This window comes from Tetragenococcus koreensis (assembly GCF_003795145.1).
Classification (GTDB): domain Bacteria; phylum Bacillota; class Bacilli; order Lactobacillales; family Enterococcaceae; genus Tetragenococcus; species Tetragenococcus koreensis.
In genome coordinates this window covers 457,651-471,350 of the sequence record NZ_CP027786.1, presented here as the reverse complement: position 1 = coordinate 471,350, position 13,700 = coordinate 457,651, and the positions used below count along the sequence as shown (strand labels likewise).

Genomic DNA, 13,700 nt, shown 5'->3' with positions numbered 1-13,700 from the left:
TATTGAATATTGAAGTTAGTGTAACAAATCTAAGCCGTCCTTTGGCAATTTCAAAGAAATGAAATTAACCAAAGGGCGTTCTTTTTTTATAAACTTATTATTTTCATAATTAAATATATCAAAAGTGGATCAGCGTAAATTTTACTATAACGATTCCACATGCTTGAATTATTGCTAAATTGCTAAATTCCTAAAGGCTATAAAGTAGATAAATATATGATATATCAGTATCAAATCACGAGAAATTCTGTAAATAATCAGTCTCTTTCGTGAGTAAAAATTTCAAGTTAGCGATAACTACTATACCCCTAAGAATAAAATGGAAAAAGAATGGGCAATAATACCAGAGCAATAATTGTGGAAACTATCATCAATGGTAGACCTGCTTTTATATAGTCTATGAAACGATAGCCCCCTGGTGATAAAACCATTGCATTAGCAGGCATTCCAATCGGAGTTGCATAAGCACAAGAACCTCCTATAACGGTTGCCATTAAAACTGCTCTTGGGTCAGCTCCCATCTCTGTTGCAATAGACAAACTTATTGGAACTAATAATGCAGTGGCTGCCGTATTCGACATAAAATTGGTTAAAATGGCTGCCAATAGGAAAACAGCTATTAATAAAGCAAATGGTGAAGCATTCTGTCCCAATAAGCCAATAACAGTATCTGCGATTAAATTTCCAGCTCCTGTAGTTTCTAAAGCATTTGCTAAAGCTAACGTCCCTCCAAACAGAAAAATTGTTTGCATATCAATGGCTTTATATGCTTGTTTTTCTGTAATCACTCCAAATAAAACAAGGAATATTGCACCCACACATCCGGTAATATACAAAGGTATTCCAATCTGATTTTCAAAGATCATACCTAAAATAGTCATAATCAAGATGATTAACGACAAAGTTTGTTTCCATTTTGGAACATAAGAAAAATTATCATCTTCTGCTGAAAACGTACTATTCTCATCAGTTCTGGTTTCGTTAGGCAAAAAACGATAACCGATAAAGCTATAGAAAAAAATTCCGCAAATTAAAATTGGAAGTCCAATATATCCAAATTCAAAAAAGCCAAAACTTAATCCTGCATCTTGTAAAGCTGATTGAGCGATCAAGTTCCCAGGTGCGCCAATGAGAGAAAGATTTCCTCCCATCGCTGCTGCTAAAGCTAATGGTAATAATAACCTTGATCGCGAATATCCAGTTTTAGAAGCAATTCCCACCACAACAGGAATTAAGACTGCTGCCGAACCTGTATTAGACAAAAAACCAGACATCATTCCTGTAATAACCATAATAGCGACAATCAGTTGCCTTTCTGTCTTAGCAAATTTACAGACAAGACCACCGATCCTATTTGCCATTCCCGTTTCAAAAAGAGCCCCGCCAACAATGAACATCGCCACAAATAAAATCACATTAGTATCCACAAAACCATAAAAAGCTTCTTCTGGACCTAATACTCTCGTCAAAACCAAACCTATACAGACAATCATAGAAGTAAGCACGATAGGTATTTTTTCCATTACAAACATAACAATGGCGAAAGCCAAAAATAGAAGTGTAATAACAGCAGAATCCATTGAATTTCTCCTTCCTATGATTTATTCAAGTAAAGCGTTCTTATCAGCTTTACTTGATAAACCTTACTTCTTTATTAATTCGTGCAATTTCTTCTTCTTTACGCTTATTAAATTCAATTTTATTTTTTTCAAATAAATTATCACCATTTGTATCAATTGAAACCACTAATGGCCCGTAATCTTTCACCTGACAAGCCCATAGTGTTTCTGGCATGCCTAGATCTTTCCATTGTGCGTCTACAATTTTTTCAACTTTAGTCGCAGCAAAGACAGCATTCCCTGCCGGATATACAAGATGTAAAGCATTATAATTTTTACACCCAGCTTCAGTGCCCGGGCCCATTCCCCCTTTGCCAACAACTAACCGTACCCCCGTTTTTTTTATAAATTGTTCTTCAAATTTTTCCATTCGCATACTTGTAGTGGGACCAACAGCAACCATTTCATGTTGACCGTTCTCTTTTTCTTTAATAATCGGTCCAGCATGTAAAATAGCCTTATCTTTAACATCAACAGGTAGGTCTAGCCCTTCTTCAACGACACGACGATGAGCAACATCTCGACAAGTTACGATAATTCCATCCAAATAAACAATATCTCCAATTTGAACATCCTTAATATCTTCTTCTGAAATAGGTGTAGTTAAGTGAAATTCTTTCATAGTGATACTCCTTCGTGTAATGGTAATTCATAATTTAAATTATTATCGAAAATAATTTTCCCTCTACGATGAGACCAGCAACCCGTGTTTAAAGCAACACCTATCGTAGAAGGATGACGGGCAGTATTGATAATATTTACGCCCATTACTGACTTTTGTCCACCAAATCCTTGAGGACCTAAACCAATGTTATTAATCCCTTCTTCTAACAAACCTTCCATTTTAGCCGCATTTTCATTAGGGCTAATACTTTCTGCGCGACGCATTAAAGCAAATTTAGAATTCATTGCTGCCGTTTCCACAGAAGTAGCTACGCCAATTCCTACAAGTAAAGGAGGACAAGCGTTAATCCCATAACTAGTCATTTGATCCATCACAAAACGAACAACGCCTTCATATCCTTCCCCTGGCATTAAAACTTTAGCAGCACCAGGTAAAGTACAGCCACCTCCAGCCATATATACATAAAGCTCAATGGTGTCGCTATCTTGTTCAAGTTCAGTGTAAATCGTAGGTAAACCGGTTCCAATATTTAACCCAGTATTATATTCGTCAAACGTTTCAACTGCATTATGTCGTAATGGGATACTCTTGGTTGCCAAGTAAACTGCTTCTTTTAAAATTACATTTAATTCATTGATTAGTGGAAAATTAGTACCTACTTTAATAAAAAATTGTAAAGCCCCGGTGTCTTGACAACTCGGACGGTCTAAGTCTTCAGCAAGCATTTGGTTTTCTCTCATAGTGGCATAAACTAATTGTTGTAACGGATCTATCTCAATTTTTCCTAATTCTTTAATTTTCATTGCAATATCATCAGGTAACCTATGACTAACAACGCCAATATAATCGACCAATATATCTCTCATTTTTTTCGCTTCTGTTGACAACGCGACTTCTTCATACGTATATCTCATAACGCGGTCCCCCCTATTTTTAAAATATTTAATATACAAAACAATTTATTTAGATGCTTCTGTCTATACTTTTCCTTAATCAAACATCCCCTAACTTACGAACAATTAACTATGTTTAATTATGACAAATGTAAATAGTATTTCTATCCGATAATTAAACAGTTCACAATATTTTTTATATCGAATTACATATTTACCAAGTATCTTTTTGTTTATTTAAGCGCAAAAAAAGAAACGGTATTAAACCGTTTCCCATAAGCTAAGCTGATTATTGACTAAAAAGTTACAACAAAAATCGACTATCCATTTTTTAGTTTGGCATGACTTGTTTTATATTTTTTACTAAACCAAAATATTTTTCTTCGTATTCTTTTGCCAAGCAACCAGAACACGGATTTTCAAGTTGTACACTACCATTAGATACTAATTTTTTTAGGTACAAGGTAATATCCTCTTTTTCTTCAGTCGTCAAATCTTTCTTAAATTGCCTATCCACTATTTTTAAATCATTATTTAATTGGTTACGGTAAGCTGATGGAGTCTGTTGGAAGTGTTTTTTAAACATATTATTAAAGGATTTGACATCACTAAAACCATTCCTAAAAGTAATTTCTGATATTTTTAGTTCAGGGTTTGCTAAATCCTTTATAGCATAAATCAAACGATGCCGGGTTAAGTATTCATAAAAATTTATCCCAAGTTCCGACTTAAACAATTTAGATAAATATGAGGAAGAATAGTTGCATTTTTTGGCTAATAAATCTAAAGTGATCTCTTCTGCATAATGATTTTTTATATACTCAACTACAGTATCCATTGCTGTTTCACCTTGTGTAACCGCTTGAAGGTTCATTTTTTTGTTGCCTTTTTGATAAAACTCTGAAAGCAAATCTGCAATGGAAAATAAATATTTATTTATTTTTACTAAATTTTTTGTACCATTTTCAGTACACAAATATAAATTAGCCAAAGCTTTTCTTAAATGTTGAAAGACAGGGTTGTTTTTTTCCCATAACGTATTTAATTCAAAATAACCTTGATCCAAATTATAGCTATTTTTAATAAAAAAATCTGGGGAAATATACATTCTCATAGCTATACTATTAGGTTTTAAAGCAAATGTGACATGTCCACTGTTAGAGTTTATTAAAATTATATCGCCTTTTTCCATAACTTGAGAGCAGCCATCAACGGTCATTTCAATTCTGCCTGAAATCAACCAAAACAATTCAAGATTATTATGCCAATTGTAATGATAACTTCCAATTTTATATATTAACTGATCTACATCTACATTTTGATTTTCGATATGTAATTTTTTTTGCATATAGTTTCCTTCCATTTTGTTGAAAAATACTAAAACAATTATAAATTTGTTTGATAAATCACAAGACATTGCTTACACAACTTATTTTAATAAATAACGCGGAGCCTCTAATATTATTAGCGCTTACAATTTCAACCTATAGCAATTTAACTAATTAGTCAATACAATTAGTTAAATTTGTGATAAAGAATTTATTAGCAATTCCAGTTTATTAAATATTCTAACCTTTTTAACGGTAAAATATAGCAAACAATCCAAAACCGATAATCTGTTTATTTACTGAAGAGAATTGAAATGAAGCAAAACGAACTTTTTCTGTTTCTATTGTCATAAAAAACATCCCTATAAAATAGTTCAAAGAACCTCTCTAAGAGATTTTTCCAATGTCTATTTTATAGGAATCATTTGATTGAAATCCACCAAAGGTCTTTTTTTACCTTATTTTACTTTATATAAACTTCTCTTTTCTTTACGACCTATTTTTTGTCTCATTTCTGCTAAAGATCATTAATTCTGCCGCATATTTTTTACTTTGATCATTCTTGTGACACCTGCGCGTTCATCTTCTTCTAACTTCATCTGAATATAATAAATCGTTTCTTCCAATTCAGGAATTGTCATATATTCCAGTGCGTTGACCCGTCTCCGAGTTTTTTCAATTTCATCGGAAAGGAGCTGACAAGTTTTTTCAATTTCAGTTAGTTCCAACAACTGCGGTAAAACATCTGTAAACCCATCAATCGATTTATCTAATGGAGCGTTGGAATTTAAAAAACCATACTCAATGGGCGCTTCTAAGAAATCTTCATCATATTGAAAGTTCATAATCGGCACAGACACACTCATAATATTTTTTTTTGCCATATCTAAGGTGACATTTGCTGCTGGTAAAATGAACATTTCTTCGATAAAATTTTCATTCAAAGATGCATTGGCTAAACGAAAAGCTTTCATAGCACGTGCCATTTTCTCTTCTACTTCTTTGCGTAATTCATTATTTTTACGAATCAATGTAATAAACTGCCGCATCAATTCATCTTGCTTATCTTTTAACAGCTTATGGCCTCTTTTGGCCGTTGATAATTGATCAGAAAGATGAGACATTTCCATCCGAGTGGCTTGAACATCTAATTTTGCCATAGCAACCTACTCCTTTTCTGGAAGAAATTCATCGAGCATGTCGTCTTTGATTCGTTTTAATTCATTTCGAGGAAGCATATCCAGTAATTTCCAACCTAAATCTAACGATTCTTCAATCGTTCGGTTCGTTTTAAAACCTTGGTTTACATACTTGTCCTCGAATTCATCTGCAAATTTAGAGTAAATTTTATCTGATTCAGATAAAGCATCTTCACCTAAAACGACGGCTAGCTCTTTAGCTTGCTTTCCTTGTGCATAAGCAGTAAATAATTGGTTCATAGTTGCTGCATGGTCTCGCCTTGTCTTGCCTTCTCCGGTCCCTTTATCTTTTAGACGGGATAACGAAGGCAGGACATCAATTGGTGGTTGGATCCCATTTTTATATAAATCACGTGAGAGAATAATTTGTCCTTCCGTAATATAGCCTGTCAAGTCAGGAATTGGATGGGTGATATCTTCTTCTGGCATCGTTAGTATCGGGATCTGCGTTACCGAACCACTAGCGCCTTTGATTCTTCCCGCTCTTTCATACAAAGTGGCTAAATTGGTATATAGGTAGCCTGGATAACCACGACGTCCAGGAACTTCACGACGCGAAGCAGATATTTCACGTAAAGCTTCACAGTAGTTAGTCATATCTGTCATAATGACTAATACGTGCATCCCTTTTTCATAGGCTAAATATTCGGCAGCAGTCAAGGCTACTTTCGGAGTCGCAATTCGTTCAATGGCAGGATCACTCGCTAAATTCATGAAGACAACGGAATGATCAATCGCCCCTGTGTCACGAAAGTCTTGCATAAAAAACTCCGCTTCTTCAAAGGTAATCCCAATACCGGCAAACACCACAGCAAACTCATCATCTGAATTTAAAACAGTTGCTTGACGCGCAATTTGAGCCGCCAATTCTTTGTGAGGTAAACCAGAAGCAGAAAAAACCGGCAATTTTTGGCCTCGTACTAAGGTGTTCAAGTGGTCAATAGTCGAAATTCCCGTTTGAATAAATTCGTCAGGATAATCACGTGAGTAAGGATTGATCGCTTCTCCGTTAATATCAAGTGTTTTTTCGGGTAAGATTTCTGCCCCGCCATCTTTAGGACGACCTAAGCCATCAAATTCACGCCCTAGAATATCCTCAGATACGCCAAATTCCAAGGGATGGCCTAGAAAACGGACTACCGATTCTTTCATATTGACCCCAGAAGTTCCTTCAAAAATTTGAATTAAGGCTTTATCTTCTTCGATTTCTAAGACTTGTCCCTGGCGCGTTTCACCATTTTGCATGCGCACTTCAATCAGTTCTTCGGATTTTACCCCTTCAACATTTTCTACCATCATTAAAGGACCGACTACTTCAGTGATTGTTTTATATTCTTTAATCATTCGCCATGTCTCCTTTTTGCAGGGTATCTCGGATCGTTTCTTTTATTTCACTTTGTAAATCACTAATTTGTTGTAGGTTATCTTCAGGAACATTTTTCATACGGGCAATTTTATCTCTTAAGGCAGAAGTCCCACTTAAAAGTTCAGATAAATAACCGCCTAAGTCTAGGGCATTTATTCCTTCATTATAGAAAGAAATAATTGTATTCAACATGTAATATTGCTTGTCAATTGAAGAAAAGGTATCGACATCGTCAAACGCATTTTGTTGCAGATAGTCCTCTCTGAGTTCTTTAGCAATCTCTAGAACAAATTGGTCCTTTTCCGAAAGAGAATCAACACCGACTAAACGTACGATCTCATTTAAATCCGATTCTTTTTGCAATACTCGCATGCTTTCACCGACTAGTCCAGACCAATCAGCACCCAGTTTTTGATCAAAATACTCATTCACATCATCTGAGTAAAGCGAGTAACTTTGTAACCAATCAACAGCAGGAAAGTGCCGTTGTCGTGATAACGTCGAATCTAAGCCCCAGAATACTTTAACCACACGTAGTGTATTTTGGGTAACAGGCTCTGACATGTCACCACCAGATGGCGAAACTGCACTAATTGCGGTAATGCTTCCTTGCCGTTTCTCTGCACCTAAAGCCACCACATTACCCGCGCGTTCATAATATTCCGCTAAGCGACTACCTAAATAAGCTGGATAGCCTTCATCACCGGGCATTTCTTCAAGCCGACCCGACATTTCACGTAGAGCTTCTGCCCAACGCGAGGTAGAATCTGCCATGATGGCAACCGAATAGCCCATATCTCTAAAATATTCAGCGATGGTAATTCCCGTATAAATCGAAGCTTCTCTGGCAGATACCGGCATATTCGAAGTGTTAGCAATTAAAATGGTCCGCTTCATCAAGGATTCCCCAGTTTCTGGGTCGGTCAATTCAGGGAATTCATTCATGACATCAGTCATTTCATTGCCCCGTTCACCACAACCAACATAAACGACCAAATCGACATCTGCCCATTTGGCAATTTGATGCTGTACGATCGTTTTACCCGCTCCAAACGGGCCGGGAACTGCTGCAGCTCCCCCTTTGGTTACAGGAAAGAAGGTGTCAATAACCCGCTGTCCAGTAGACATAGGTACATCAGGATTGAGTTTTTCTTTCACTGGGCGGAAACGACGAACCGGCCATTTTTGTAGCATGGTTAATTCTTTATCCCCATTTACTGTTTCAATCACACAAATAACTTCATCAATCGTAAATTCACCATCATAAATCGCTTTTACTTTACCATTTATCCCCACTGGTACCATGATTTTATGCATAATGAGTTTTGTTTCCTGTACATTTCCTAAAATGTCTCCTTCAATCACATCATCGCCAACGACAACATTGGGTTGAAATTGCCATTTCTTCTCATGATCCAATGCAGGAATTTTTACGCCACGACTTAAAAATGTACTGTCTGTTTTTTCAGCGAAAACGTCTAAGGGGCGTTGAATCCCATCAAACATTTGCGAAACGATACCCGGCGCCAATTCAACTGAAAGTGCTTCCCCCGTTGTTTGGACCGGTTCACCAGGGCCAATACCGGAAGTTTCTTCATACACTTGAATAGAAGCAACATCGCCTCTCATTTCAATGATTTCTCCTACAACGCCCAAATCGCCTACATAACAAATATCTTGTATACTGGCTTCTTCCATATTGTCAGCCATCACTAATGGTCCAGAAATTCTTGTAATTTTGCCAACTTTCACTTGATCATCCCCTCTCCTATAAAATATTTTGTCCGACTGCTTTTTTCATATTTTCTTGCACCGATTCAAGACCGATTCCTCTTGAACCATCGTGGTCAGGGATCAAAACGACCGCTGGCGAAAGTTGTCCTTTAATTTTTTCAATTTTTTTGTCAATCTGTTGCGCACATGATTCTGTAATATAAATTACGCCATAACCTTTTTCTACCATTTCATCAAAGGTTTGGTTAATTTCTGTTAAATTATTGCCATATTTGACCGTAAAACCGAATAACTTGAAGGGAAGCACCGATTCTTTATCACCGATAACCCCAATTTTATAACTCACTGATTTCACGCATCCTTTCTCTTACTTGCTGTTTAGTAAACCCACTTCGTTTTCCTACAATGAGCAAACGTAAATTCATTATTTCAATATCTTTGGCATTTAAAAATGCTAATAATGGTAACGGGCCAAAAGCGGTTGTTTGCGACCTTTCATACAAAGACGTCAGATAGTTATCTTTGATCAAGTCTAACTGTAAAAAATCAATTTTGTCCTTTTGCAAAGCTGGCTCTAACAAACGTCCATAATCTGTTCTTCCTAAAAAGGCTATATACTCTTCCATTGATTGATCAGTAAAGTTTAAAAAAGTCTCCTTTTTTATTGAACCTGCATCGGACAAAACAGCAGACATAAACGCTTGACTGCGATTTTGCAAAATACATCTAGCCATTGTAATGATATTATTAAAATCAATAAAGGCAATAACTTCCTGTAATAGTTCCGGGTATTTTAATGCCTCTGCTAAACGACGCTGTTCCGTTAAAAAATGGCGGTCATAAATGACATCAATCCCCTGTAAAATAGCCGATTCTTCAAAATATTGGTTAACATCGTGAATCGCTTCAATAATTGATTTGGGAAGCACTCCTGATACCCCATTTTCAATTGCGGACTTGACTTCTTCAATTGAGTAGAAACCATCAGGCATAAATAGATGATCGTAATCTTCCTGCATTTTTTCCGCTTTGGTTAAAACTTTCAAATTATGAAAGGTATAACGCATCGTATAAATCCATACAATTGTTGGATCAGGTACTAGTTCAATCATTTCTTGATAAGTTTTATCTAATTCTTCATCCAAACTTTCTTCAAAATGAAATTGAAAATGATCCGTTAAATATTTACTATAGACTGTCGGATTCAACAATTCTCTAATTTTTTCAAACGATTCCGCTGCGATTAATTGTTCAAACGTTTCTTTGGTAAGTAACTCAGTTTCTTTCAAGCGCACCGCGGGATTGACTGTATGATATAAATCCTTCATTGCGTCCTCCTCCTCTACGTAAATAAGGTTTGCATGATTTCACCACTAGCTGATTTTTTTACTTCAGCCAATAATTCGTGATAGTAAAAATTGTATTGAATTCCTGCAACTTCAAGTAAAAAACCATGCTCTGAACTCGAACTTTTTTCGCCTAAGGAAAGTTCCATCCCTTCTGAGTGGTTGATTTGTTCGATCCATTCAGCAGAATAAACAGAATCATCGGTTAAACCGCCCGGAATTATTTTTCCTTTGATAAGTCCACTTTGCTTAAGAGAAGACAGCAAAAATTCTCGGGTTGTTTGCACATCCCACTGCGCCATTTCTTGATAAGCATCTTCAAAAATTTGTTCTAAGTACTGTTGTTTTCTTTTTAAGCGCGCTTGTCGTGCTTGTACAGTATTACGATTTTTTTCTTGTCGAAATTTTTTCTCTAAACGGTCTTTTTGTGTAGCTAGTTGTTCTTCATGAGCTTTTTCGATCTTTTGTTTTTCCGTCTCAAATGTTTGCTCTATCTCTTCTAATCGCTCATTTTTCTTAGTTATTCGCTCATTTTCTGATTGTTGATCAATATCATGAATAATCGTTTCAATTGCATCCATGGATTTCCCCTCCTTTGACCCTCATTAAATGCTGCCAAATAACAAGAAGGAAATAACGAAACCTAAAATGGCATACATTTCAACCATGACCGAATACATTACCCCTTTAAAGAAGTGTTCTGGTTTTTTAGCTAGGATTTGAATACCAGCAGCCGAAACTTTGCCTTGGGGAATAGCAGAAACTAAACCAGCAAAAGCTACAGGTAAAGAAGCACCCAAATAAGCAAGGCCATCAACAACAGACATATCTGGAGATAAGTTAGTAAAAATCATTGCTGCAATCGCAAAACCATAAAGACCTTGCGTTGCTGGTAGTAGTTGTAAAATTAACGATTGTCCAAATTTTTCTGGTTGACTCGTCATTAAAGCCGAAGATGCTTCCCCAGTTTTGCCGACACCAATCGCTGAACCAATTCCTGGAAGAACTGTAGCAAGTCCCATCGCTAAAATTGCAAATATCATCCCATCATTGTTTTCTAGTAAAAAATTAATCATTTTCATTCCTCCGATTTTTTATGAATATTTATATATTTTTCCTCTGTTTTAAATGGTTGAAACGCTTTGCCGCCGCCTTCAAAAAATTTGCCAAAGAATTCAACATATTGTAATCTCGCCGCATGTACATAAGCACTTAACATGGATAAGAAAATATTGAGTGCCTGTAGTACTACCAGCAAGACAATCCCGATAGTGAAACGTGCTACTGGAGGCAAAGTTCCTACCAATAGATTAAAAGCCATCGCGATACTGCCGCCTGATATCCCCAAAGCCATTAAGCGGCTGTAACTGACAAAGTCACCAATATAGCCGGTAATGCCATATAAATCATAAAGTCCGCTAAAGAAGCCACCCACTTTGGATTTCGATTGTATAATAGGTATTCCTACGATTAATAATGCATTGACCACAGCTAAAACGATTCCACTATTTTTTATTGCTTCAGAATCCACAATCATCGCACCAAGTGCAATCATCAAAATTCCTATTAAGATTCCTTGCCAAGAAAAACCTTCACGTACAGCTGAAAGATAATCTTTTTTCTTGATATTTTCTTTTGCCGCTAAAAACAAGCCAGTAAAAAGCTGAATACCACCAAAAACCAGTGAAATCATAAAGATTGTCATAAAGTCTTCCGTCGGATTCAACAATTGGAAAGGCAGATCCGCACCAAAAGCTGAGCCGTAGATAATTCCCCAAAAGATAATGGAGAAAGAAAGAATTTGAAATAAACGCAAAAACGTTTTAATGTTTCTCTTCAAAGGAATAAAATGTAAACCAATCGTAGACGCCAGTAGAATAATAAGTCCATACCCGGTATCGGCCACCATCATACCGAAGAAAACGAAATAAAACGGCGCCATCCACGGCGTAGGATCAATTTCTTCATATTTGGGCATGGCATACATACTGGTCAAACTTTCAAACGGTTGTATCAGCGCTTTATTTTTTAATTTCGTAGGTACCTTGTTCTCGTCAATTTGTTGACGTGTAGGTTCCTCTAAAGAAAAGTAAAGCTCATTTTCTCCAAATACTTGGAAAAGTTCTTTTTTGATCTCAGGTAAATCTTCTGCAGCAATCCAGCTTCTAATCACCACTACATAATTCGAATGAACGAGGTTTTCTTTCGTCTTTTCCCGCTGAATTTTCGTCAGTAAAATTTCTTCATTCAATTGTAAATAGGCAACTTGTTGTTTTAATCTCCCAATTTCCTTGGTCATCTTTTTTTGCTGTTGCCATAATTGAGATTGTTCTTCTTTAGCTGTTGCTAACATTTTTTTAGGCGATTTTTCATAAGGGTTTTGTTCAAATAAAGCACCCAGTTCGGATAATTGATTTTGAATCGTTTCTTTCTCATTTTTTAAAAACAAACCACTGAAAAAAGTCTCATTTTTTTGACTGTCATTTATTTCATAATGGACTTTTGCTTTTTTTAAATAGGATTGGATATCTTCCCACTGGTCATTGGACGCTCGCCCCAAGAAATACGAAACAAATGCTGAATCATCTGTCGGGTCAATATCAAAATTACGCCATTGACTGGTCCAGTTTTCTGCCTCCTGCCAATAAGTTAAAGAAGACTCAACTTGTTCCCATTGCTCTTGCAACTTTTTTACCTGCGTTAAAAAACCCGTTAATTGCGTTTCATCATAAGAACTTTCCAAACGTAGGATATCCATTTCTTTCCTTTTTAAGGTATGAATTTTTTGTTTGGATGAACCATGATTCCGAATAAAAGCGAGCGCTTCCTTTACTCGTGTTAACTGTTCGGAAAAATTAAGTAAAGTAGTATCATCAAACACTGGATTTTCCGGGAAGTATTTCTGTAACCATTCTTCATTTTCTTGCGTGTGAAGTATGTCTTCCATTTCGACACTTTGCATGCCTTGCAGCATTTGTAAAATAGTGTCTTGTTGTTTTTTTTCAGCCAATATCGACAGTTTACTTATCGGATTAACGACCATTTTTTTGGTTCACTCCCTCGATAATTTGTTCCACAACTTTCCCCCGATTTTTTTGGTAAGATTGTTTATAATTCTCATCTTCTGTATTAACTTCTTGCTCTAAGGAAAATTGTTGTTGCTGAAGCTGTTCTTCATACTTTTCTTGAATTTCAGTGAGTATATTATCTCTTTCTTCTTTCTTCTCACGTTCAAGCATTTTTAATTGCTCATTTTTTTCTTGTTCATATTCTTTTAAATCTGCCCACATTTGTTGTTCATTACGTTCATTTTTCGCTTCAGCTTGTTTGATTCGTTCCAAAGCTTCTTGCATATTCTCACCCCACTTTCAACTTTATCTTCTTCTTAGAAGATAAACAAAAAAGGTTGAGGCTTGCTATCCAAATAATGTTCTTCTCACCCCTTGAAGAACGCTATCCTTGAACAATTTGCTCAACCATTAGTTATACTATTCACGATTTAATTACTCTTTTAGTATAGCAAAACATTTCTCGTTTGGAAACCTCTACTTATAAAGAATCTTTTGCGCTGCTTCATTTTTTTCGTAAAA

The 13,700-nt window shown here is 36.0% G+C and carries 13 protein-coding genes; all 13 read right to left on the bottom strand.

Features of this window, described 5'->3' with window-relative positions; genetic code table 11:
* Positions 1–308: 308 nt before the first annotated feature.
* Positions 309–1,580 (bottom strand): SLC13 family permease, encoded by a 1,272-nt coding sequence (locus C7K43_RS02285; protein WP_124005375.1) that lies wholly within the window; start codon positions 1,578–1,580, stop codon positions 309–311.
* 49 nt (positions 1,581–1,629) lie between these two features.
* A complete protein-coding gene (ttdB, locus tag C7K43_RS02280; protein WP_124005374.1) occupies positions 1,630–2,241 on the bottom strand; it encodes a L(+)-tartrate dehydratase subunit beta in 612 nt (203 codons plus the stop codon).
* A complete protein-coding gene (gene ttdA / locus C7K43_RS02275; RefSeq protein ID WP_124005373.1) occupies positions 2,238–3,158 on the bottom strand; it encodes a L(+)-tartrate dehydratase subunit alpha in 921 nt (306 codons plus the stop codon). The genes ttdB and ttdA overlap by 4 nt, the downstream gene beginning before the upstream one ends.
* A 310-nt stretch (positions 3,159–3,468) precedes the next feature.
* The gene (locus tag C7K43_RS02270) at positions 3,469–4,485 is read right to left on the bottom strand and encodes an AraC family transcriptional regulator (protein WP_168711982.1); all 1,017 of its coding nucleotides are present in this window, start codon (positions 4,483–4,485) and stop codon (positions 3,469–3,471) included.
* A 507-nt stretch (positions 4,486–4,992) separates the two neighbouring features.
* The gene (locus C7K43_RS02265) at positions 4,993–5,625 is read right to left on the bottom strand and encodes a V-type ATP synthase subunit D (protein WP_124005371.1); all 633 of its coding nucleotides are present in this window, start codon (positions 5,623–5,625) and stop codon (positions 4,993–4,995) included.
* A 6-nt stretch (positions 5,626–5,631) separates the two neighbouring features.
* Entirely contained in the window at positions 5,632–7,008 is a 1,377-nt protein-coding gene (locus C7K43_RS02260; protein ID WP_124005370.1) for a V-type ATP synthase subunit B, read from the bottom strand.
* Complete coding sequence (locus C7K43_RS02255) at positions 7,001–8,782, bottom strand: V-type ATP synthase subunit A (RefSeq protein WP_124005369.1); 1,782 nt, start codon at positions 8,780–8,782, stop codon at positions 7,001–7,003. Before C7K43_RS02255 ends, C7K43_RS02260 begins: the two co-directional genes overlap by 8 nt.
* 16 nt (positions 8,783–8,798) lie before the next feature.
* On the bottom strand, positions 8,799–9,110 hold the full coding sequence (locus tag C7K43_RS02250) for a V-type ATP synthase subunit F (protein ID WP_124005368.1): 312 nt from the start codon (positions 9,108–9,110) through the stop codon (positions 8,799–8,801).
* Entirely contained in the window at positions 9,100–10,092 is a 993-nt protein-coding gene (locus C7K43_RS02245; protein WP_124005367.1) for a V-type ATPase subunit, read from the bottom strand. The genes C7K43_RS02250 and C7K43_RS02245 overlap by 11 nt, the downstream gene beginning before the upstream one ends.
* Before the next feature lie 14 nt (positions 10,093–10,106).
* Positions 10,107–10,691: a V-type ATP synthase subunit E family protein gene (locus C7K43_RS02240; protein ID WP_124005366.1), complete on the bottom strand. Its 585-nt coding sequence runs from the start codon at positions 10,689–10,691 to the stop codon at positions 10,107–10,109.
* A gap of 24 nt (positions 10,692–10,715) precedes the next feature.
* A complete protein-coding gene (locus tag C7K43_RS02235; protein ID WP_124005365.1) occupies positions 10,716–11,186 on the bottom strand; it encodes a V-type ATP synthase subunit K in 471 nt (156 codons plus the stop codon).
* A 2-nt stretch (positions 11,187–11,188) separates the two neighbouring features.
* A complete protein-coding gene (locus C7K43_RS02230) occupies positions 11,189–13,153 on the bottom strand; it encodes a V-type ATP synthase subunit I (RefSeq protein WP_124005364.1) in 1,965 nt (654 codons plus the stop codon).
* Positions 13,143–13,463: a hypothetical protein gene (locus C7K43_RS02225; RefSeq protein WP_124005363.1), complete on the bottom strand. Its 321-nt coding sequence runs from the start codon at positions 13,461–13,463 to the stop codon at positions 13,143–13,145. The genes C7K43_RS02230 and C7K43_RS02225 overlap by 11 nt, the downstream gene beginning before the upstream one ends.
* Between the last annotated feature and the right edge of the window lie 237 nt (positions 13,464–13,700).